The organism is Campylobacter concisus, assembly GCF_902460545.1.
GTDB lineage: Bacteria > Campylobacterota > Campylobacteria > Campylobacterales > Campylobacteraceae > Campylobacter_A > Campylobacter_A concisus_AE.
In genome coordinates, this window is the sequence record NZ_CABPUE010000008.1 from 35,833 (window position 1) to 55,636 (window position 19,804).

Consider the following 19,804-nt stretch of genomic DNA (forward strand, 5'->3'; position numbering starts at 1 on the left):
AAATGGCTAGAAAATTTAAATAAAAAATAAGATTATTTTTTCTTGCCTTTGGAGTTTTTTGCTTCAGTTTTTTTGACTTTTGCATTCTCTTTTATGCTAAGTTTTTCTTTAACTTTTTGCATATCGTTAAAACCAATACCTTGGACTTTTTCAAGCTCATCGATGCTTTTAAATTTATGGGCTTTTCTGTATTTTATAATGTTTAACGCTTGACCTTTACTTAGCCCAAGCCCCATTAACTCGTTTTTGCTGGCCGTATTTAGATTAGCGCCATATGCAATACTTGCGACTACTAAACAAAGTAAAATTTTAATCCTCATATTATCTTCCTAAAATAATAATCCATCATTTTCTTGATCTTGTATGATATCATTTGCTGGTATATTTTGAGGTAGTGGTGAGTCGTTTGTGTAGTATTCGTCACTACCACCATAATAGCCTTTATAAACACCATCTGGCTGCTCAAATGCGCGTCTTAAAGTAGGATAAAGCTTAATGTAACCTTCCATAAATTTCTTAAACACAGGTGCTGCTGTCCTGCCGCCGCCTTCAATCTTTTTCATAGGGCTGTTGTCGTCATTTCCGTACCAGATTATCGCTTCGATATCGGGCGAGTAGCCACAAAACCAAGCATCGATGTTATTATTTGTTGTGCCGGTTTTGCCTGCTATTTGGATGCCATTTATTTTTGCGTTGCGTCCAGTGCCGTTATTTACGACATTTTGAAGAAGTGTCGTCATCAAAAATGCTTGTTCTGGTTTTAGCACTTGCTTTCTTTGTGGTTCATAATCCATCGAGGCCCCAAAGCTATTTTCTATATGCTTAATAAGTGTCGGCTCAACCATCTCGCCCTCATTTGGAAACATCGAGTAAAATTTCGCGAAATCAAGTGGAGAAATCCCAAAACTTCCAAGTGCGATAGATAAATTTTCTGGGATATCGTTAAAGCCCATATCTGTAAGTTGCTTACGAACCGAGCTAAGACCAAGATCGTTTAGCAAATTTATGGTTGCGAGGTTACGCGACTGGGTTATTGCTGATTTTATAGTGATGTAGCCTTGAAAACCGCCACTATAATTCTTTGGTGTCCACTCTTTGCCATTTCCCATGTCAAATGTCCTGGCGATATCAGCCACTTGAGAAACGACTGAGTAGCCACTATCAAGAGCGATTTGGTATATAAACGGCTTAAAGCTAGATCCTGGCTGGCGCTTGCTTTGAGTGGCACGGTTATAGCTACTTTTTGCGTAGTCAATACCGCCAATTAGTGCCAAAATTTGACCACTTTGTGGATGAGTGACTACTATAGCTCCATTTAGGATTTCTGCATTTGCTTTTTTATCGCGCTTTAAAATTTCATTGTAGCCATAGACTAGAGCTTCTTGAGCGATCTTTTGAACATTTAGATCAACTGTGCTTTGTATCTTATAGCCACCAGTTTTTATATCGTCAAATTTCTTAGAGGCCTCTTTTATTATCTCATCGACTACATAAGGGGCTTTATTTCTTGTGAGTGTATCGTCAAAGACTGCTGGCTCTTCAAGCACGCCCTTGCGGTACTCGTCCTCATTTATCCAGCCGATGCTATACATTCTCTCAAGCACTCTATTTGCACGGCTAAGCGACAAGTCAAGGTGCTTTGTAGGATCATAGGTGCTTGGAGCCTTTGGCAAGCCAACTAGCATGGCAACCTCTTTTATGCTTAGCTCATTTAGCTCTTTTCTAAAATATCCCTCAGCTGCTGTTTTTATGCCGTAGTAGCCATGTCCAAAATAGACGTGATTTAGGTATCTTTCGATGATATCTTCTTTGCTAAGCTCGCTTTCAAGCTTCATGGCAAGCACGATCTCTTTTATCTTTCTTGTAAATTTCTTCTCACGGCTTAGAGCTAAATTTTTAATGAGCTGTTGTGTTAGTGTTGAAGCACCCTCGACCAGCTTTCTAGCTTTAATATCTTTTATGGCAGCTCTTGCCATGGCTTCTACGTTTATGCCGCCGTGCTCAAAGTAGCTCGTATCCTCGATAGCCACGAGTGCTTCTATGACACGCGGCGGGATGTCGTTATATTTTACGTAAATTCTATTTTCTTCAAAGATATTTGCGATGAGCTCGTTGTTTCTATCAAAAATTTGTGTCGCAAGCTTTGGCTTGTAGTCGATGATGGTATAAGCGTCAAATCTCACCTGCGAATAAAAGTATAAAAACGCTCCACCAAGTGCGACGGCAACTACAAAGATAAATGCCAAGATATATTTCATAAAAATGCCTTTAATATTTTTAAATTTAGCCCCATTGCCGTGCTTGTTTCGCCGTGTTGGGAGATGATATATTTTTTATTAAAATTTTCTATCGTCATGGCTCCAGCCTTGCCTTGCCACTCATTATTTTTTATGTATTCATTAAGGTCATGCTCGTTAAATTTTTTAAATTTATACGTAGTCTTACTTACGTTTATAAGCTCAAATTCACCTAAAAATATCATCGCTGTATAGACGCTGCATTCGTTGCCACTTTGTAAATTTAGCATGGCAATCGCTTCTTTTTCGTCCTTTGCTTTACCTAAAATTTTATCTCCACACGCCACACAGCTATCTGCAAAGAGCAAATTTTTAAGACCTATATTTTCTTTTAAAAATTGTTCTTTTTTGGCTTTTACGACATTTTGGACATAAATTTCAGGCTTTACGTTCTTTTCTATCTTGCCCTCATCAAACTGGAAAAAAATTTGAGTGAAATTTATACCAGCTTCTTTTAATAAATTTGCCCTTGTTGGTGAGCTTGAAGCAAGTGTTATCATAAAAATACCTTATAGCTTATACCAAGATAAATAGCTGCTAGGGAAGCTAATAAATTTAGCGGTGTGAAGTAATAAATTATAACGATCAAACTCTCATTTAGCTCGATCATTTCATGCGATCTTAGTGCTTTTAAGGCCTTTTTGTATCTATAAAATATATAGCTTAAATTTAATAGCAAAAATAGTTCTATTGCGCATTTTGTTGCCACCATTGCACTTGCCATAGGATTTGTCAAATTTGCATCATAAAATCCAAAAATTATAACTATACTTGTCGCTATCACGCAAAGGATTAGTATGAAAATCGCAATGCCAAAGCGTCTTATAATGTGAAATAAGATGTGATAGCGTTCCTTGTCTTCAAATTTATTTTTTATAAAGTAACTTCCAACAAGCACAAGACCGGCTTGTAGCCCCACAAAAAGAGCTACAAAGCATACATGCAAAAATAGTACTACTTGGTCAAATTTTATAAAAGCTATATCGTAATGACTCATTTTTCTAAGGCTTGCCTTGCGTACTCAAGTGAGTCTTTTATCGCATCTTCTATCATTGATGCATCTTTGCCTCCGGCTGTTGCAAAGTCATCTTTGCCACCGCCATTGCCACCTAGGATTTGCGCTGCAAATTTTACCCAAGCACCAGCTTTTATAGGAGCATTTTTGACTCCAGCTGCAAGAGAAATTTTGCCACTCTCATCAGCTTGGACTAGCAAAATAGCAGCACTTTCATACTCGTTTTTAAACTCGTCTATCAAGGTTTTTATATCTCCACCATCTACGCTTGTGACGCAAAGCTTGGTTTTATTTATATCTAAATAGACTAGCTCATGAGAATTTTTAGCATTTTTTAGTTTGTCTTTTAAAACTCTTAGTTCATTTTTTAGCTTTTTGATCGCATTTAGTGGCTCAGTGCTCTTTAACTCATCTTTTAGCTCGTCAAGTTCAGCTCTAAATGACTTTGCTAAATTTAGCGCAGCCCTTGAGCAAACAGCCTCTATACGCCTAACGCCAGCACTTACACCACTTTCTTTTATGATGAAAAACGATCCGATCTCGTCTATATTTTTTACATGTGTGCCGCCGCAAAGCTCTTTGCTGACGTCGCCAAAGCTAACGACTCTTACATCATCAGCATATTTTTCATTAAATAGTGCGATAGCTCCGCTATTTTTAGCATCTTCAAGCTTCATAAGTTCTGTTTTTGAGTTAGCGCTATTTAGTATCCACTCATTTACCAAATTTTCGACCTTTGAAATTTCTTCGCTAGTAAGTGCTTTTGGATGAGAGAAGTCAAACCTTAGCCTATCTGCCTCGACGTTTGAGCCAGCTTGAGCGATATGCGTGCCAAGTACGTTTCTAAGAGCTGCATGAAGCAAGTGTGTGGCGCTGTGGTGACGTGCGATCTGGGCTCTATCGCTGCCAACTTCAAGCTCTACTTCATCGCTAACTTTTAGCGCTGTATTAGTTTTTACTAAAGATAAATTTAGTCCATGAAATTTTTGCGTATCAAGCACATTTGCTTTGCCTACTATCTTACCGCTATCGCCGCACTGACCACCACTTTGAGCGTAAAATGGAGTGACATCAAACATCACCCAACCCTCTTTGCCAGCGTCCAGGCTATCTACATTTTTAAATTCCTCATCAAGTAGGGCTAGAATTTTACTTTTACTTTTAAGCTCTTCGTAACCTATAAATTTATTCTCGCCAAATTTCTCAAGTAGCTCTTTAAAATCGCCCTTCGCACTCTTGTCGCCACTGCCTTTCCAAGCAGCTTTTGCACGTGCTTTTTGCTCGCTCATAAGCTCATCAAACCTTGCCTCATCGACTTTTAAGCCTTTTTCTCTAAGCATATCAGCTGTTAGATCAAGCGGAAAGCCAAATGTGTCATAAAGCTTAAACGCAGCCTCTCCGCTAAAAATTTCTTTTGTATTTTTAAGCTCGCTCTCAAATAGCTCTAAACCACTCGCGATAGTCGCTAAAAATCTTTCTTCTTCAAGTTTTATCTGCTCTTTTACAGCCGCTTTTTTCTCATTTAAATAAGTGTAGTGCTCGCCCATAAGCTCGCAAACTTTATCGACAAGCTTATACATAAATGGCTCTTTTATGCCTAGCAAGTATCCATGGCGGATCGCACGGCGTAAGATACGGCGAAGCACGTAGCCACGGCCTTCTTTGTCAAATGTCGTGCCTTGAGCTAGCAAAAATGTGACAGAGCGGATGTGATCGCTTATGACGCGGTAGCTAGCGCCACTTTCATAGACGTATGGCTTGCCACAAAGCTTTGCTACTTCGCTAATTAGTGGCATAAAAAGTGTGCTGTCGTAGTTGCTAAATTTACCCTGCAAGATAGCAGTAACGCGCTCAAGTCCCATGCCAGTATCAATGCTTGGCTTTGGTAGCGGGCTTAGTTTGCCATCCGCGCTTCTTTCATACTGCATGAAAACAAGGTTCCAGATCTCTAAAAATCTATCGCCATCGCCGCCCATGTAGTCCTCAGGCGTATTAAAGTGTTCAGCGCCTTGATCGTAAAAAATTTCACTGCAAGGGCCACATGGTCCAGTATCGCCCATCTGCCAGAAGTTATCGTGATCGCCAAAGCGGTAAATTCTCTCTTTTGCGATGTGAGTGCTCCAAATTTCAAACGCTTCATCGTCGCTTTCATGAACGGTTACATAAAGCTTATCTTTTGGTAGTTTTAACACCTCTGTGACAAATTCCCAAGCGTAAGCGATCGCCTCTTTTTTGAAGTATTCGCCAAAGCTAAAATTTCCTAACATCTCAAAAAATGTGTGGTGGCGCGCTGTGTAGCCGACATTATCAAGGTCGTTGTGCTTACCTCCAGCTCTTATGCAGGTCTGACAGCTAGTGCGGATAGGTGGTGTTGGGCGTGGCACTTCGCCTGTGAAAATGCTCTTAAACGGCACCATACCGGCATTTGTAAAAAGCAGTGTTGCATCGTTTGGCACGAGTGGTGCTGAAGCTACTACTTCGTGACCTTTTGATTTAAAAAAATCAAGATATGCCTTTCTTATATCTAAATTTTGCATTTTTATCCTCGTTAGTTTTAAATTTTGCTCGATTTTAGCTAAAAATCGTTTGTAAATTTATAAAAAAACACAAAATTAATTTTTGCTTAATATATTTTATAAATTTATTTGTTTAAAAGCGATTTGCAATTAAAATAGCCTAAAAATTTATAACTAAAAGGTCTTTAGTGAAACTCAGAATTGGCATTGTTGGATACAATCTGGTTGGCAAGCGGCACTATATGGAGCTGAGGCGTTCTGACAAATTTGAAGTTTGTGGAGTTTTTGATAAAGAAAATAGAGATGATGCTTGCAGAGCTCCGTTTTTTGATGAGTTTAAAAAATTTATAGAAGTAGCCCAACCGCAAGCTGTCGTACTTTGTTTGCCTCAACATGAGATTGTAGAGGCCTTTTGTCAGTGTGCAAAATATTGTCAAAATATCTTGATTTCAAGGCCGATATTTAAAAGTGTAAGCGAGCTAAAAGAGATAAAATATGCTTCAGTGGTAAATAAAGTAAGAGTTTGCACTGGCGTTGATGAGCGCTTTAACCCAACCATTGTTTCATTAAAAAAGGCACTTTTAAAAGAAGAAGAAATTTATAGCATTTCAATTGCGCATTTTAAGCCACTTTGTGAGGGAAATATTATAAATGAGCTTTCACTTTGCGATATAGACCTTGCGAAAAATTTAGTAGATAGTGAAATTTGCAGCTTTTTTTATACTCAAGCAAATAAAACAAATACCAAAATATGCGATAATGTTGGAATTAACATTAAAATGAAAAATCAAATTTTAGTAAATATTACCGATTCGTTTTGTGGTTCATTAGAACGTTTCAAAATAGAAGTAAATGCTAAAGAAGGTGTTTATTTTGGCGATCTTATTGATTACAAACTTCACAGGGTAAATGAAAATGGTCAGATGAATTTAAAAACCGATCCTTTAAACAATGAAATAAAAGCCCAATATGATGCCTTTTATGACCTTTGTCAAAGCGGCGAAAACATCGAACTTTCAAACATTGATGATGCGATAAAAATTAAGGAGTTGTTTTGATGAAAAAGGCACTTTTGCTTTTAAATATGGGTGGAGCAAATAGTCTTGCTGATGTAGAAATTTTTCTAAAAAATATGTTTAATGACCCTTATATTTTGGGTATAAAGAATAAATTTTTAAGAAAATTTGTAGCTTTTATGATCACAAAAGGTAGACTAAAAACGGCTAAGCATAACTACGAACAAATAGGTGGCAGATCACCTATTTGCGAGCTTACGGCTAAGCTTTGCGATAAAATTTCAAGCTTACAAAATGAGTTTGATGCAGTTGATTTTGCGATGAACTATACTTCACCATTTGCAAAAGATGTGCTTAAAAAATACGAAAATTTTGATGAGATAGTGCTTTTGCCACTTTATCCTCATCATTCACAAACTACGATAACTTCGAGTTTAGATGATTTTAAAAAAGCAAAAGATGAGCTAGAGATAAAGGCTAAAATTTTGCTTTGTGGGCCATTTTACGATGATGAAATTTACAATAAAATCATAATCTCACACATAAATGAAGCCATAAATAATATAGATATAAGCGATGTGGAGCTTATCTTTTCGGCTCATTCGTTGCCTCAAAAAATTATCGATAAAGGCGATGTCTACGAAAAGCATATAAATGAGCATGTGCAAATTTTAAGTAAAATGATAAAAGATAGCGGATTAAACTTCAAAGAGATAAATTTAGCCTACCAATCGCGTCTTGGGCCTGTAAAATGGCTAGAGCCTTCACTAAATGAAATTTTGGCAAAGTGCAAGAGTAAAAAGGCCCTTATCTATCCACTCTCTTTTTGTATAGATAACTCTGAGACCATTTTTGAGCTAGTTATTGAGTATGCAAAGATCGCAAAAGAGCTAAATTTTAGCTTCTACAAGGTTGTTTGGTGCCCAAATTTTAGTGATGAGTTTGCTAGTTTTATCTTACAAAAAGCAAAAACAGCTAAAGAGATTAGCTTTTAGGAATAAATCTTGCTTATAAAATATATCTCAATACAGTAAAAGGAGATATATGAAGGTACAAAATAACGACATAATCGATTATCTATTGCAATCAGGTGCAGGCAAAACTAAAGATAAAAAAAATAGTTTTGATGAAATTTTAAGCCTTGCTATGGATAAGATCGCAAGCGATGCAAAAATTTCAGATAAGATTGAACAGTTTAAAAAAAGGCTTACTGAAATCGGCGCAGTTGGTTTTATAAGCGAGCTAAATTCTAACAAGATAGAAGAGAAAATAGCTCAAAAGAAAAAGGAGCTAACAGAACTTCTAGGCATAGATGATCCCGCAAAAACACAGGATCAAAAAAATGAGCTGCTTAAAATAATGGATAAAATTTTAAGTGATTACCGCAAAGAGCTAAATGTAGCACTTGCTAATCAAGCTCTGCTAGAGAAGCAAAAAAATCTTAATAGTAAGAGTAGTAGCTCGGTTAATCTAAGTTCTGTTTTAAATGAGCTAGGACTTGCTTAAAATTTATATAAAAGATATTTAAGCCAATATAACTTTGCCAAAAATCTATATTTTTACGGCAAAGTTATGCCAAATTTTATAGCAGCCCCGTATATTATTGCGCTAATTATTCCAGCAAAAAAACCAGCCACCATATCATCGCCCATTACGCCAAGGCCACCTTTTACATTGCGGTCGATCCTGCCTATTATTGAAGGCTTTTTGATATCAAGCACTCTAAAAAGCACAAGTGAGAGTATGAGTTGAGAGATCGTGGCTCCACTAATGGCAATAGCAAGCCAAACTCCAGCAACTTCGTCTATAACGATAAAACTTTCGTCATGAGAATTTACCTTTTTTTCAAAATCATCTATAACGCTAATGCTTACCAAAAATAGCAAAATACTAGCTAGAAAAAGCGTGGTTGATGATAAAAAATAAAGCACAAAATAAGCTACTACAGCACCAGCGATAGAACCCCAAGTGCCAGGTGCTTTTGGTAAAAGTCCAAATCCAAAAAAAGTTAAAAATAGTTTTTGCATAAAATTCCTTAAGTCATCGATGATGTTTGATAAAGCTTCATAAGCTCTTCGTAAAAGTCACGGTCAGTTTTGTTTTCAAGCAGTCCTGAATTTACAAAAAGATCATCACAAAGCTTTTGCACGTCTTTGAAGCGATTTGTAAAGAGTTTGCTTAAAACTAGTGCAGAAATTTCTGGCCTCACAAGAATGGCTGGTGGCATAATGCCGTTAAATAGCAGCTCCTTGATAACATCTGGATGATATTTGATCTGATGATGTTGTCCGTGTGGGCAACTTTTGGTGCTAACTAGCGTCTTGCATTTGTTGCAATAAACTAGCTCTGGTAGTACGATTACCTCTAAATTTAGGTCGTTTTTATAAATATCAAGAATCGTATGAGCTTCATTGTGATCAAAAAACATTCCAATTCCTGAGTGATTTTGTCCGATGACTAGCTTATTTGCTCCAAATCTTGAAGCAGCGATACACTCAAGTGTTGGGTTTGCATGTGAGCTAAAAAGAGTCGTGTTTTTTAGAGCAAAGACAAAGACCTTTTTTGTTGGCAAATAATTTTGTATAAAATAGTCTAACACTTGCTTTCTAATCTCGTAATCAACGTGCTTTTCTTCACGTGTTCGTATTAAAAAAATGATTACTAAATCAGCCTTGTCAATAGTCATTCTAACAAGACGCTCGTGAGCTCTATTAAATGGATCAGCCGTTAAAAAGACCGCCGTTATCTTTTTAGCGCCATCTTCTTTTATTAGATCATTTAGTGCATTTTTGCTTATTTGCATACTTTCATCATAAAGCTCAAATTTGCCACTAATACCGTATTTGCCTAAATTTAGCTCTTTATCATTGCTAGCTTCGTTTGCTAAAAATATATTTTTAGCTCTCATGTTCTCGTCAAATTTAAAGACCTTGGCAACATTGATGTGCCCAACAATCTTACCATCAAGACTTAGATTTACCTTTTGTCCAGGAGTAAGCTTGCTGGCAATATTTTGATTTAGCTCGCCAAATGGAGCAAATCCAAAAGAATACGGCATCGGCTCACCATTAAAATAGCCTTTCTTACTCACCTCTTTTATCTGTTCATCATCCATCAGCGAGTCATAATCTGAGAGAATTTTATTTTTTATTAGCTCCAAAGCACCAAAAACTTCGGTATTTATAGAAATTTCACTATTTTTTCTTGCTGACGTCATATTTCTTTCTCTTTTCCCAAAGTGATTTTCTAGAAATTCCAAGCTTCTTGCTAAGTTCTGTATCAGGGAATTTATCTTGATAATTAACGATTATGTACTTTATATATTCATCTATCGTAACGATCTCATCGATATTGAAATTTTTATCGCGTCCTGAAAGCTCAAGCTCGTCAAATGGTGCTTTTTGTGCAAAATCGCTAGTTGATATCGCGACCTTTTTCTTTTTGCAAATTTCTAAAATTTTCTCTTTTTCTTCTTGTTTTAGCTCCTCTAAATTTGTCATATAGATTAGCTCATCACCATTTTTGGCTAGTGCCTTTTCAAGCTCAGAGAAACAGGCTTTGCCTAAAAATAAAAATGGTAATTTGCAAGCTCTTACGTAGCTAAATATAAATTTATCGCTGTATCCGCTTTTGCTTGATTTTAAAAGCAGTGGAAATTTTATCTTTTTTGCCTCAAAGCTAGAAATTTCATACTCTTTTAAAGCGTAATTTACGTAACTTTCATAGTTTTTGATCTCATTTTTGAAATTTCTAAATTCCTCAAAATGCTTTATCTTTCTAACTAGCTCTTCTATCATAAATGGCTTTTGGATGTAATCAACCGCACCTGCTTGGATCGGTTTTAGCACGGTGTCACTATTGATATAAGCGATTAGTAAGATGATGATAGAGCTTTTAAATTTTTCGATAACAGGGTAAAAATCCTGGCCCGGAAGTGTGGTAGAAAGTAACATTACATCAAAATTTTCAAATTTCAATGCCTCTTTTACGCTTTTAGCGATCTCGCAGTCGTAGCCAAAATCAGCTAGCTTACTGGCCATCGAACCAGCTAAGTAAATTTCATTTTCTACTATTAAAATTTTCATATTTGCTTCCAGTTGTAAAATTTAAGGCTAGCACTTGCCATTACGGCGATCCCTTCGCATCTGCCAACAAAGCCAAGCCCTTCAGTAGTCGTTGCCTTTACATTTATACGGCTCTGGCTTAAATTTAGAGCTTTTGCGATATTTGCCTCCATTTTTGACTTTAGTTTTGAAATTTTTGGTTTTTGCGCCATTATCGTGATATCAGCGTTTGTTAGCATAAAGCCCACGCTTTGCACCCTTTTGTAAACTTCCTCAAGTAAGTAAATGGAGCTAATATCTTTAAATTTAGCGTCCGTATCAGGAAAAAGCTCGCCTATATCGCCAAGCCCAGCAGCTCCCAAGATAGCGTCAGTTAGCGCATGAAGCGCCACGTCGCCGTCACTGTGAGCTTTTAGCCCAAACTCATAGTCGATCTTCTCGCCACAAAGAATCAAAGGACGACCCTTTTCAAACTCATGCACATCAAAGCCGTTTCCCACAAAGACTTCATTTTCGGGCTCTTTTAAAGCAGAAATTTTGGTAAGATCCTCTTTGTAAGTGATCTTTCTTGCCATCTCATCACCTAAAATTTGCCATACGCTTGCGCCAATGGCTCTCATGGCCGAGCTATCATCTGTGTAAATTTCACCGCTACTGAGAGCTTTTTTAAGAAGTGCTGTGCGAGAAAGTTGTGGTGTTTGGATAAGTTTTACCTTATCTCTATCAACCACATTTTCGCCAAGATAAGCGGTGTCTGCGATCTTTAGTGCTGGAACCACACAATCAGCCTGACTTGCTGCCTCTATAATCTTGTGAAAAAGCTCGCTTGATATGCAAGGGCGAGCGATGTCGCTAACTAAGACAAATTCGCTATTTACTAGCTCAAGTGCGTTTTTTAGGCTATCTTGTCTAGTTTCGCCGCCATCAACAAATTTATAATTTGGAGCAAATTTTGACATATATTTGCACTCTTTACTAACGACGACAATATCTTTAAATGTGTAAAAGTTACTCAAATTTTTAGTGGCAAATAACCAAAGAGGATCACTTCCTATTCGAAGCCATTGCTTCTTTACTGGTAGCTCAAAACGGCTAGAATTTCCTGCTCCAAGCATTATAAGTGATATATCAAGCAAGATAACTCCTTTGAAAATTGTTACAGAATTATACATCTCAAAACTTCAAAATTTCTTTTTAAAAAGTAAATTTTTAAAAGCTTATTTAGTTAGTTTAAATCAAAAAAGGACTAAAATGAGGTTTTTAAAAATCAAAAAAGGCCTTATATGAGAGATAAGACGCAGATGTATTATGCTAGGCACGGCGAGATAACGCAAGAGATGAGCTATGTGGCAAGGATCGAAGGGCTTAGTGAAAATTTAGTGATGGATGAGGTGGCAAAAGGTAGCATCATCATCCCAGCAAATATAAATCATAAAAATTTAAAGCCAATGGGCATAGGCAGAAAGCTAAAGACAAAGGTCAATGCAAATATCGGCAATTCAAGCCTAAGTAGTGACATTTGCGCTGAGCTTAGAAAACTTGAAATTTGCCTCGAATTTGGCGCTGATACGGTTATGGATCTAAGTACGGACGGCGATTTAGACGCTATTAGAAGTGCGATCATCGAGCATTCAAGCGTGCCAGTTGGCACAGTGCCTATGTATGAAATTTTAAAAGAGGCAAAAGAGGTTACAAATATCACAAATGAGCTCATTTTAGAGATACTTGAAAAACAAGCAAAGCAAGGAGTTAGTTACTTTACGATACATGCTGGATTTTTGCGTGAGTTTTTGCCGCTTGTCAAAAAGCGCAAAATGGGCATAGTAAGCCGTGGAGGTAGCCTAAGCGCCAGCTATATGTCAAAGCTGAATAGGCAAAATCCTTTTTATGAAATTTTTGATCAAATTTTAGAAATTTGCGCAAGATATGATGTCTCGCTCTCGCTTGGTGACGGCCTTCGTCCAGGATGCCTTTTTGATGCGACAGATGAGGCGCAGCTTAGCGAGCTAAAGGTGCTTGGAGAGCTTACACTTCGTGCGTGGGAAAAAGATGTGCAAGTGATGATAGAGGGTCCTGGCCATGTGCCATTAAATCAAATTGAGTATAATATGAAAATCGAACAAGAGCTCTGCCATGACGCCCCATTTTACGTGCTTGGGCCGCTTGTCTCAGACATAGGTGCAGGATACGATCATATCACGTCAGCGATAGGTGGCACGATGGCGGCATATCACGGCGCTAGCATGCTTTGCTACGTGACACAAAAAGAGCACCTTGGCTTGCCAAATGAAAATGACGTAAGAGAGGGCATCGTAGCTCACAAGATAGCAGCTCATGCCGCAGACGTCGCACTTGGCAAGGCGGGAGCGATAGAAAAGGATCACGAGATGAGTGATGCGAGATATGCGTTTGACTGGAACAAGCAGTTTGAGCTTAGCTTTGATCCAAAAAAGGCTAGAGAACTTCACGATGAAAGCTTGCCAGAAGACGCGTTTAAGAGCGCTCATTTTTGTTCGATGTGCGGACCAAAATTTTGTGCATATAAAATTTCAAAAGATCTAGAAAAAGGAGAAAAATGTTAAATAAAGAAGAGGTCTTAAATAGGCTAAAAGGTGTTATATATCCTGGTTTTGAAAAAGATATAGTTAGCTTTGGCTTTGTAAAAAATGTAGAAATCGGCGATAAAATTTTGATAGATGTCGAGATAGTTAGCTCAAGCCCAGAGGTGGCAAACGAGCTAAAAACAGACATCAAACGTGTCATGGGCTCAAACGAGTATGTGCTAAATTTGATCCAGCCAAAGATACCTGAGGAGAAAAGTAACACTCAAAGTGGCAAAAACATCGCGCCTCAAGTTAAAAATTTCGTAATGGTAAGCTCAGGAAAAGGTGGCGTTGGTAAATCAACCACGACTCTAAATTTAGCCATCTCAATGGCAAAACTAGGCAAAAAAGTGGGAATTTTAGACGCTGACATCTACGGACCAAATATCCCAAGAATGCTTGGCGAAGTAAATACTCAGCCACAAGTCGTTGGTAACAAGCTAAAACCGATACTTAGCCACGGAGTTGAGATGATGAGTATGGGCGTTTTGATGGAAGAGGGCATGAGCCTCATCTGGCGTGGCTCAATGATAATGAAAGCGATCGAGCAGCTGCTAAAAGACGTGCTTTGGAGCGAGCTTGATGTATTGTTTCTTGACATGCCTCCAGGAACGGGTGACGCACAGCTAACTCTAGCTCAAAGCGTGCCAGTAACTGCAGGTGTCTGCGTCACAACGCCTCAAGTAGTAGCACTTGACGATAGCAAACGTGCGCTTGATATGTTTGAGAAGCTCCACATCCCAATCGCAGGTGTGATTGAAAATATGAGCGGTTTTATCTGCCCAGATAACGGCAAAGAGTATGACATCTTTGGCAAAGGCACAACTGAAGAGGTAGCAAAAGCTTACAACACGCAAATTTTGGCTGAAATCCCTATCGAGCCAGCTGTTCGCGTGGGTGGCGATAATGGCAAGCCAGTTAGCTTTTACGAGCCAAACTCAGTCACTGCAAAACGATACGAGAGTGCGGCTGCTAGACTTTGGGAAGTGATAGAGAATATAAATAGTGATGGTGGGGCCGATAACTCAGCGATCCAGCCCGTAAATGACGGCAAGAGTGCTTGCTCGAAGTAAAATTTACAAAAGATAAAATTTAGAGCAAATTTTAAAATTTGCCAGTTTGAATTTGGCTACCAAAATTTGGCTTTGCTTGATGCAGGGTTTAAATTTTGTAGCCAAAATGCAATCATTTAAATTTAATAGGAGAAAACATGAAAGCGATCGTAACCGTAGTCGGAAAAGATAGAGTCGGCATCGTTGCTGGCGTCTCAGCAAAGCTTAGCGAGCTAGGGCTAAACATAGATGATATCTCACAGACTATTTTAGATGAGTTTTTCACGATGATGGCGGTGGTTTCAAGCGATGAAAATAAGGATTTTACGGTCCTAAGAGAAGAGCTTAATAAACTTGGAGAGAGCCTAAAAGTAAAGATAAATATCCAAAGTTCTGCTATCTTTGATGCGATGCATACAATCTAAGGAAAAACAATGGACATCAAAAATGTAAACGAAACAATCTCGATGATCGAAGAGCAAAATTTTGACATCAGAACGATCACGATGGGCATTAGTTTGCTTGACTGTATCGATCCTGATATAAACAAGGTTTGCGACAAAATTTACGCAAAAATCACCACTAAAGCCAAAGACCTAGTCAAAGTGGGCAATGAAATTTCTGCTGAGCTAGGCATACCAATTGTCAATAAAAGAGTGAGCGTGACGCCTATCTCGATAATCGGCGCCGCAACGGACGCAAAAGACTACGTGATGATCGCAAAGACGCTTGATAGAGCGGCTATTGAGGTTGGTATTGATTTTATAGGTGGTTTTTCAGCTTTAGTTCAAAAGGGATATCAAAAGGGCGATGAAATTTTGATAAATTCTATCCCGCAAGCACTTTCCCAGACTTCAAAAGTATGTGCAAGTGTCAATGTCGGCTCAACGAAAACTGGCATAAATATGAGCGCGGTACGTGATATGGGACGCATTATAAAAGAGACGGCGGCAGCATCTCGGATGGGTTGTGCTAAGCTTGTCGTCTTTGCAAACGCAGTCGAAGACAATCCTTTCATGGCCGGTGCATTTCATGGCGTGGGCGAGGCCGATGTGGTGATAAATGTGGGCGTTTCTGGTCCAGGAGTAGTAAAAAGAGCCCTTGAAAAGGTGCGTGGCGAGAGCTTTGACGTGGTGGCTGAGACCGTTAAAAAAACGGCGTTTAAGATCACGCGTATCGGCCAGCTAGTTGGCCAAATGGCGAGCGAGCGACTTGGGGTTAAATTTGGTATCGTTGATCTCTCTCTTGCTCCAACACCAGCTGTGGGCGACTCGGTGGCTCGTGTGCTTGAGGAGATGGGACTTGAGGCTGTTGGTACGCACGGCACGACTGCGGCGCTTGCTTTGTTAAATGACGCAGTAAAAAAAGGTGGCGTCATGGCGTGCAATCAAGTGGGCGGCTTAAGCGGTGCATTTATCCCAGTTTCTGAGGATGAGGGTATGATAGCGGCGGTGCGCGCGGGATCACTAAATTTAGAAAAACTTGAATCGATGACCGCGATATGCTCGGTTGGTCTTGATATGATCGCTATACCTGCGGACACGCCAAGCGAGAGTATAGCTGCGATGATCGCTGATGAGGCGGCTATCGGCGTTATAAATCAAAAAACAACGGCCGTTCGTATCATACCATTAGGTCGTGAGGGCGATATGATCGAGTTTGGCGGCCTTTTAGGAAGAGCGCCTGTGATGAAGATAAACAAAGCCTCAAGTGCCGACTTCATCGCTCGTGGCGGACAAATTCCAGCTCCAATTCATAGTTTTAAAAACTAATCTTCGAAGTCCGCTTTAAATTTGCGGACTTTTTCTTAAATTTATCCTAATCTTTTCAACTGCTTTTAGTTAAAATAATAAAAATTTTAAGCCAAGGAGCTAAAATGAAAATTTTATCACTGCTTACGGCGCTACTTTTTGGAGCGGTATGTGGCTTTGCAAATGATGGCAAAGTAAGAAGTATCGACATCTACGTCACGCCATACTACTCAGCAAATGCTGGCAAGGTGGAGTACGTCAAGGTCTATGACAAGATAGATGAGCTTTTAAAAAGTGGCAAAGAAGAGGACTTTAAAAAGGCTGAGAAGATCGTGCAAGACGCCCCACAAATGGTCTCTCCGATAACTCTTTTTGTCCTTTCAGCTCGCGCATACGATCTTGGACTTCGCGATGATGCGGTATTTTGGTTTTATGCGGCAAAAAATCGCGCGATTTTACTAAGAGGCGTTATAGACATGGAGGGCGAGAAATTTACTGACGTGGTGGCTGCGATAGGGGCGTTTATGAAGCTTGTTGGCGACGTGGTCAATCCTTATGCATTTTGCGATATCAAAAAGCAACAAGAGATCGCTGATAAAGCACTTGAATGGACTAAAAAAAATGCCTATGAAGCGATGTTCTCGCCAGAATTTAGCTCGCCTCACGAAGATAGAAAAGCAGCCCTTGCAAAAGGCATAGAAAAGCTAGAAGCCCGCAATAAAAAAGAGAAAGATTACTTTTTAGATAAAGATAATCTTGCTAACTTTAAAGCTATGCGCAAGCAAAATGGCACTGATGAGAAATTTTGCTTCTAAATGGCGAGAAAAACTGAAAATTTGCTTGTAAATTTAACTTTTGCTTTATGCTAAAAGGGCAAATTTACAAGCTACCTCTATTTTAGATGATAAATTTTAGCTCATTACAAATCTGCTTAAATTTCGCTCTTTTTCGTAAGAGTAGCAAAACCATAAAAATGAGAATAAAAAATGACTTTAAAATTTGGCGAACTTGAAAAAGTAGCAACGGATGAGGGCTTTATTTGGTACGCGGAGACGGAGCTAAAAAGTGAAATTTTTGGACAGATACTCTTTTGTCTTATCTCGGCAAATAGGGCAGACGTGGATGATGAGACGATTTTGCTTGTGCAGCGTATCGCTCAGGATATCGATCGGTACATAAAAGAGGGGCTTGCCTTTTTAAAAGATGAGCTTAGGCGAGGGTGCTTTTTGAGCAAGGACGAGCTTAAATTGCTTGACGTGCCAGTCTGTGACTTGCCTTTTAGCTCGCCTCAATGCACCTTTTATGCGCATGATAAGCAGTGGCTGATGAGATTTGCTGAGGGCGAGCTTGATATTTGTGAGCCTTTTGGTATTGGGGTGATTTTTGAAGGTGAAAAGCCACTTCGTTTAGAAAATTTAGAGCTTAGCCAGGAGTGCTAATCGCGGATAAATTTTGCTTTTAAATGGTGAGATAAATTTGGTTGCTGTTTTAGGTTTTTGGCCCAAAACAGCAAAAATTTGCATTTATGCGTTGCAGCAGCAATAATCACTTGGATCTTTTTCTTTTGTGATCCTAGCTCTTAGGTCGTGACGGATGATCTCTATCGACCAGAACCATATCATGTGGCCGACAAATTCAGATACATGCTCGTACCAAGGGAGTGTCCAAAGTGGTGGAGTAAGCCCTAAAATAGGTAATGTGATCACGTGAACAGCGATATTTACGATAATGCCAACTAGTAAGCCTTGCCATATTGTAATCTTTGGAAATTTCTCAGCCAAAACACAATAAGCAACCGCAAAAACGATCGAAAATAATATATGCGTCATCATTACGTAGTTAAACGCATGCCCTGCAAACTCGTAAATGGCGGCATTTGGATCGGCTACGCCCAAATAATCTCTTAAAAATACATAAGGCGGATTTAAGAAATTTCTAGAGCAATCGATCGCATCGGCTGCTCTAATGGCACTCTCTGGTCCGCAAGCAGCGTTAAACATATCCATCGGACTTCTTGGAGGAAGTGGGAATTCTGCTCCCCATTTGACAAAAGCTGAGACAATGCCAGCGATAAGGCCGATTAACGCAGCCAGAGCAAATCTAGGTTTTGTTACTAAATTTGACATTTAAACTCCTTCTTTAAATTTGCAAAATCTTATTGCAATTTACTTTATGATAAGATTAATCATTATTAAAAATATAAAAATATTTAAAAATTTTAATGGACTTAAAATCATAAAATTTTTAGCCATTTTTGGCTAGACTAAGAAAAAATTTAAAGGAGAATAGATGTCTAAAGAGTTTAAAGATGCAAATGAATTTAAGGAATTTTTTGAAGAATTTAGAAAAAAAGATGGCTATAAAGATCCGCTTGCTTTTGGTATCGCAAGAGTCGATCGTGGACAAAAAAATACAGATAAAATTTTGCAAGTGACTTTTGCTGTTGTAAATTACAAAGAGAGCTTTTTAAGCGCAGCCGCTTATATCTATGCTTTGCAAAAATGTGATGTTAAGGTTGATTTTAACGGCTCTGAATTTGTAGCCGATCTTACACCAAAAGTAGTGAAAAAAGCCAGCAAGCTCTTTAGCGTCTTTGAAAAAGAGATAAGCTCTCATAAAAATGTACAAAATTTGCATGCCATAAAAATAGCATTTGATGACGATCTTGAACTAAATGAGAATAAATTTAAACTTGTGTTTTTGTTTGATGATGCAAAGCCACTTAGCGTAGAGGCCGTATATCTCAAGCTTTACTTGATCTCGCTTGGCAAAGTCGCACCTAGAACGATCGTGCTTGATGGAGCTTTTGGTGTGTTACCAAATGTTGCATGGACTAGCCAAAATACGCCAATCGAGCTTGAATGGTTAAGAGAAAATGAAATTTCTCTAAAGATGTTTGGCGAATATCCAGCGATCGTTAGCGTCGATAAATTCCCAAGATTTTTAAGCCATATCATCCCAGCTGATAATACGAGAATTTTAGACTCAGCCAAGGTTCGCATGGGTGCTGCCGTGTATCCTGGCACAGTCGTTATGCCAGGTGCTGCTTACATCAACTTTAACGCAGGTACAACTGGTGGCGTGATGGTTGAAGGTAGAGTCAGCAGCTCTGTCGTAGTTGGCGAGGGTAGTGACGTAGGCGGAGGGGCAAGCATACTTGGCGTGCTAAGTGGCACAAACGGCAACCCTGTAAGCATTGGCAAACACTGCTTGCTTGGCGCAAACTCAGTCACAGGCGTACCTCTTGGCGATAACTGCATAGTGGATGCTGGCATAGCAGTGCTTGAGGGCACAAAGGTCTATATCTCTGCAAGCGAGTGCGAAAAGCTAGCTAAGCTAAATCCAGAGTTTAAATTTGAAGCTGAAATTTACAAAGCACTTGAGCTTGGTGGGCTAAATGGACTTCATTTTAGACAAAATAGCCAAACAGGTCAGATCACTGCAAGTGCGAGCAAAAGGGCGATCAAGCTAAATGAGGCACTTCATTAAA

General features: G+C 38.9%; 20 protein-coding genes. 10 read left to right on the plus strand and 10 right to left on the minus strand.

Going from position 1 to position 19,804, the window contains the following annotated elements; all coding sequences use genetic code 11:
- Positions 1-32: 32 nt before the first annotated feature.
- From FZ949_RS07115 to alaS, 5 genes are read right to left on the minus strand one after another with little or no spacing between them, the layout of a single operon-like run.
- Complete coding sequence (locus FZ949_RS07115) at positions 33-320, minus strand: ComEA family DNA-binding protein (protein WP_103580267.1); 288 nt, start codon at positions 318-320, stop codon at positions 33-35.
- A gap of 9 nt (positions 321-329) precedes the next feature.
- Positions 330-2,258 (minus strand): transglycosylase domain-containing protein, encoded by a 1,929-nt coding sequence (locus FZ949_RS07120; RefSeq protein ID WP_103580266.1) that lies wholly within the window; start codon positions 2,256-2,258, stop codon positions 330-332.
- Positions 2,255-2,797 carry a septum formation inhibitor Maf gene (gene maf / locus FZ949_RS07125; protein ID WP_103580265.1) on the minus strand — a complete coding sequence of 181 codons (543 nt, stop codon included), beginning with the start codon at positions 2,795-2,797 and terminating at the stop codon, positions 2,255-2,257. Before maf ends, FZ949_RS07120 begins: the two co-directional genes overlap by 4 nt.
- Positions 2,794-3,294 carry a 3-isopropylmalate dehydratase gene (locus FZ949_RS07130; protein ID WP_103580264.1) on the minus strand — a complete coding sequence of 167 codons (501 nt, stop codon included), beginning with the start codon at positions 3,292-3,294 and terminating at the stop codon, positions 2,794-2,796. The genes maf and FZ949_RS07130 overlap by 4 nt, the downstream gene beginning before the upstream one ends.
- Positions 3,291-5,849, minus strand: a complete 2,559-nt coding sequence (gene alaS, locus FZ949_RS07135) for an alanine--tRNA ligase (protein WP_103580263.1) — start codon at positions 5,847-5,849, stop codon at positions 3,291-3,293. The genes FZ949_RS07130 and alaS overlap by 4 nt, the downstream gene beginning before the upstream one ends.
- 167 nt (positions 5,850-6,016) lie before the next feature.
- Here alaS and FZ949_RS07140 point away from each other — a divergent pair, with 167 nt between their 5' ends.
- From FZ949_RS07140 to FZ949_RS07150, 3 genes are read left to right on the plus strand one after another with little or no spacing between them, the layout of a single operon-like run.
- Positions 6,017-6,886 carry a Gfo/Idh/MocA family protein gene (locus FZ949_RS07140; RefSeq protein WP_103580262.1) on the plus strand — a complete coding sequence of 290 codons (870 nt, stop codon included), beginning with the start codon at positions 6,017-6,019 and terminating at the stop codon, positions 6,884-6,886.
- Entirely contained in the window at positions 6,886-7,839 is a 954-nt protein-coding gene (gene hemH / locus FZ949_RS07145) for a ferrochelatase (RefSeq protein WP_103580261.1), read from the plus strand. Before FZ949_RS07140 ends, hemH begins: the two co-directional genes overlap by 1 nt.
- A gap of 49 nt (positions 7,840-7,888) precedes the next feature.
- Positions 7,889-8,350 (plus strand): response regulator, encoded by a 462-nt coding sequence (locus FZ949_RS07150; RefSeq protein ID WP_103580260.1) that lies wholly within the window; start codon positions 7,889-7,891, stop codon positions 8,348-8,350.
- A 53-nt stretch (positions 8,351-8,403) separates the two neighbouring features.
- Here the strand turns inward: FZ949_RS07150 and FZ949_RS07155 are convergent, their stop codons facing one another.
- Genes FZ949_RS07155 through FZ949_RS07170 form a run of 4 tightly spaced genes read right to left on the minus strand, consistent with a single transcriptional unit; the run spans position 8,404 to position 12,044 of the window.
- The gene (locus tag FZ949_RS07155) at positions 8,404-8,871 is read right to left on the minus strand and encodes a phosphatidylglycerophosphatase A family protein (protein ID WP_084109307.1); all 468 of its coding nucleotides are present in this window, start codon (positions 8,869-8,871) and stop codon (positions 8,404-8,406) included.
- Between the two features lie 8 nt (positions 8,872-8,879).
- Positions 8,880-10,061 carry a sulfate adenylyltransferase gene (locus tag FZ949_RS07160; protein ID WP_103580259.1) on the minus strand — a complete coding sequence of 394 codons (1,182 nt, stop codon included), beginning with the start codon at positions 10,059-10,061 and terminating at the stop codon, positions 8,880-8,882.
- A complete protein-coding gene (locus FZ949_RS07165; protein ID WP_148790296.1) occupies positions 10,039-10,929 on the minus strand; it encodes a response regulator in 891 nt (296 codons plus the stop codon). Before FZ949_RS07165 ends, FZ949_RS07160 begins: the two co-directional genes overlap by 23 nt.
- Complete coding sequence (locus FZ949_RS07170; RefSeq protein WP_103580257.1) at positions 10,926-12,044, minus strand: bifunctional 2-C-methyl-D-erythritol 4-phosphate cytidylyltransferase/2-C-methyl-D-erythritol 2,4-cyclodiphosphate synthase; 1,119 nt, start codon at positions 12,042-12,044, stop codon at positions 10,926-10,928. Before FZ949_RS07170 ends, FZ949_RS07165 begins: the two co-directional genes overlap by 4 nt.
- 147 nt (positions 12,045-12,191) lie before the next feature.
- On the opposite strand from FZ949_RS07170, the gene thiC reads away from it, so the two are divergent.
- The 6 genes from thiC to FZ949_RS07200 all read left to right on the plus strand — a co-directional run bounded on the left by thiC (position 12,192) and on the right by FZ949_RS07200 (position 17,753).
- Positions 12,192-13,490 carry a phosphomethylpyrimidine synthase ThiC gene (thiC, locus tag FZ949_RS07175; protein ID WP_103580256.1) on the plus strand — a complete coding sequence of 433 codons (1,299 nt, stop codon included), beginning with the start codon at positions 12,192-12,194 and terminating at the stop codon, positions 13,488-13,490.
- Positions 13,484-14,584 (plus strand): Mrp/NBP35 family ATP-binding protein, encoded by a 1,101-nt coding sequence (locus FZ949_RS07180; protein ID WP_103580255.1) that lies wholly within the window; start codon positions 13,484-13,486, stop codon positions 14,582-14,584. Before thiC ends, FZ949_RS07180 begins: the two co-directional genes overlap by 7 nt.
- 137 nt (positions 14,585-14,721) lie before the next feature.
- A complete protein-coding gene (locus FZ949_RS07185; RefSeq protein ID WP_103580254.1) occupies positions 14,722-14,988 on the plus strand; it encodes an ACT domain-containing protein in 267 nt (88 codons plus the stop codon).
- A 9-nt stretch (positions 14,989-14,997) separates the two neighbouring features.
- On the plus strand, positions 14,998-16,335 hold the full coding sequence (locus FZ949_RS07190; protein WP_103580253.1) for a PFL family protein: 1,338 nt from the start codon (positions 14,998-15,000) through the stop codon (positions 16,333-16,335).
- A gap of 104 nt (positions 16,336-16,439) precedes the next feature.
- Positions 16,440-17,129 carry a hypothetical protein gene (locus tag FZ949_RS07195; protein ID WP_021084217.1) on the plus strand — a complete coding sequence of 230 codons (690 nt, stop codon included), beginning with the start codon at positions 16,440-16,442 and terminating at the stop codon, positions 17,127-17,129.
- A gap of 171 nt (positions 17,130-17,300) precedes the next feature.
- Positions 17,301-17,753, plus strand: coding sequence for a hypothetical protein (locus FZ949_RS07200; protein WP_103580252.1), 453 nt, complete (start codon positions 17,301-17,303; stop codon positions 17,751-17,753).
- Positions 17,754-17,837: 84 nt separating this feature from the next.
- Here the strand turns inward: FZ949_RS07200 and FZ949_RS07205 are convergent, their stop codons facing one another.
- The gene (locus FZ949_RS07205) at positions 17,838-18,440 is read right to left on the minus strand and encodes a YagU family protein (RefSeq protein WP_148790297.1); all 603 of its coding nucleotides are present in this window, start codon (positions 18,438-18,440) and stop codon (positions 17,838-17,840) included.
- 163 nt (positions 18,441-18,603) lie between these two features.
- Between FZ949_RS07205 and FZ949_RS07210 the strand changes: the two genes are divergently transcribed.
- On the plus strand, positions 18,604-19,803 hold the full coding sequence (locus tag FZ949_RS07210) for a tetrahydrodipicolinate N-succinyltransferase N-terminal domain-containing protein (RefSeq protein WP_148790298.1): 1,200 nt from the start codon (positions 18,604-18,606) through the stop codon (positions 19,801-19,803).
- Position 19,804 lies beyond the last annotated feature (1 nt).

Excerpts from the sequence above, each read along its gene's own strand:
- FZ949_RS07205 (WP_148790297.1), bottom strand. The coding sequence starts at position 18,440 with ATGTCAAATTTAGTAACAAAACCTAGATTTGCTCTGGCTGCGTTAATC.
- FZ949_RS07115 (WP_103580267.1), bottom strand. The coding sequence starts at position 320 with ATGAGGATTAAAATTTTACTTTGTTTAGTAGTCGCAAGTATTGCATAT.
- FZ949_RS07180 (WP_103580255.1), top strand. The coding sequence starts at position 13,484 with ATGTTAAATAAAGAAGAGGTCTTAAATAGGCTAAAAGGTGTTATATAT.
- thiC (WP_103580256.1), top strand. The coding sequence starts at position 12,192 with ATGAGAGATAAGACGCAGATGTATTATGCTAGGCACGGCGAGATAACG.
- FZ949_RS07155 (WP_084109307.1), bottom strand. The coding sequence starts at position 8,871 with ATGCAAAAACTATTTTTAACTTTTTTTGGATTTGGACTTTTACCAAAA.
- maf (WP_103580265.1), bottom strand. The coding sequence starts at position 2,797 with ATGATAACACTTGCTTCAAGCTCACCAACAAGGGCAAATTTATTAAAA.
- FZ949_RS07130 (WP_103580264.1), bottom strand. The coding sequence starts at position 3,294 with ATGAGTCATTACGATATAGCTTTTATAAAATTTGACCAAGTAGTACTA.
- FZ949_RS07120 (WP_103580266.1), bottom strand. The coding sequence starts at position 2,258 with ATGAAATATATCTTGGCATTTATCTTTGTAGTTGCCGTCGCACTTGGT.
- FZ949_RS07200 (WP_103580252.1), top strand. The coding sequence starts at position 17,301 with ATGACTTTAAAATTTGGCGAACTTGAAAAAGTAGCAACGGATGAGGGC.
- FZ949_RS07190 (WP_103580253.1), top strand. The coding sequence starts at position 14,998 with ATGGACATCAAAAATGTAAACGAAACAATCTCGATGATCGAAGAGCAA.
- FZ949_RS07160 (WP_103580259.1), bottom strand. The coding sequence starts at position 10,061 with ATGACGTCAGCAAGAAAAAATAGTGAAATTTCTATAAATACCGAAGTT.
- hemH (WP_103580261.1), top strand. The coding sequence starts at position 6,886 with ATGAAAAAGGCACTTTTGCTTTTAAATATGGGTGGAGCAAATAGTCTT.
- FZ949_RS07185 (WP_103580254.1), top strand. The coding sequence starts at position 14,722 with ATGAAAGCGATCGTAACCGTAGTCGGAAAAGATAGAGTCGGCATCGTT.
- FZ949_RS07150 (WP_103580260.1), top strand. The coding sequence starts at position 7,889 with ATGAAGGTACAAAATAACGACATAATCGATTATCTATTGCAATCAGGT.
- FZ949_RS07210 (WP_148790298.1), top strand. The coding sequence starts at position 18,604 with ATGTCTAAAGAGTTTAAAGATGCAAATGAATTTAAGGAATTTTTTGAA.
- FZ949_RS07195 (WP_021084217.1), top strand. The coding sequence starts at position 16,440 with ATGAAAATTTTATCACTGCTTACGGCGCTACTTTTTGGAGCGGTATGT.
- FZ949_RS07165 (WP_148790296.1), bottom strand. The coding sequence starts at position 10,929 with ATGAAAATTTTAATAGTAGAAAATGAAATTTACTTAGCTGGTTCGATG.
- alaS (WP_103580263.1), bottom strand. The coding sequence starts at position 5,849 with ATGCAAAATTTAGATATAAGAAAGGCATATCTTGATTTTTTTAAATCA.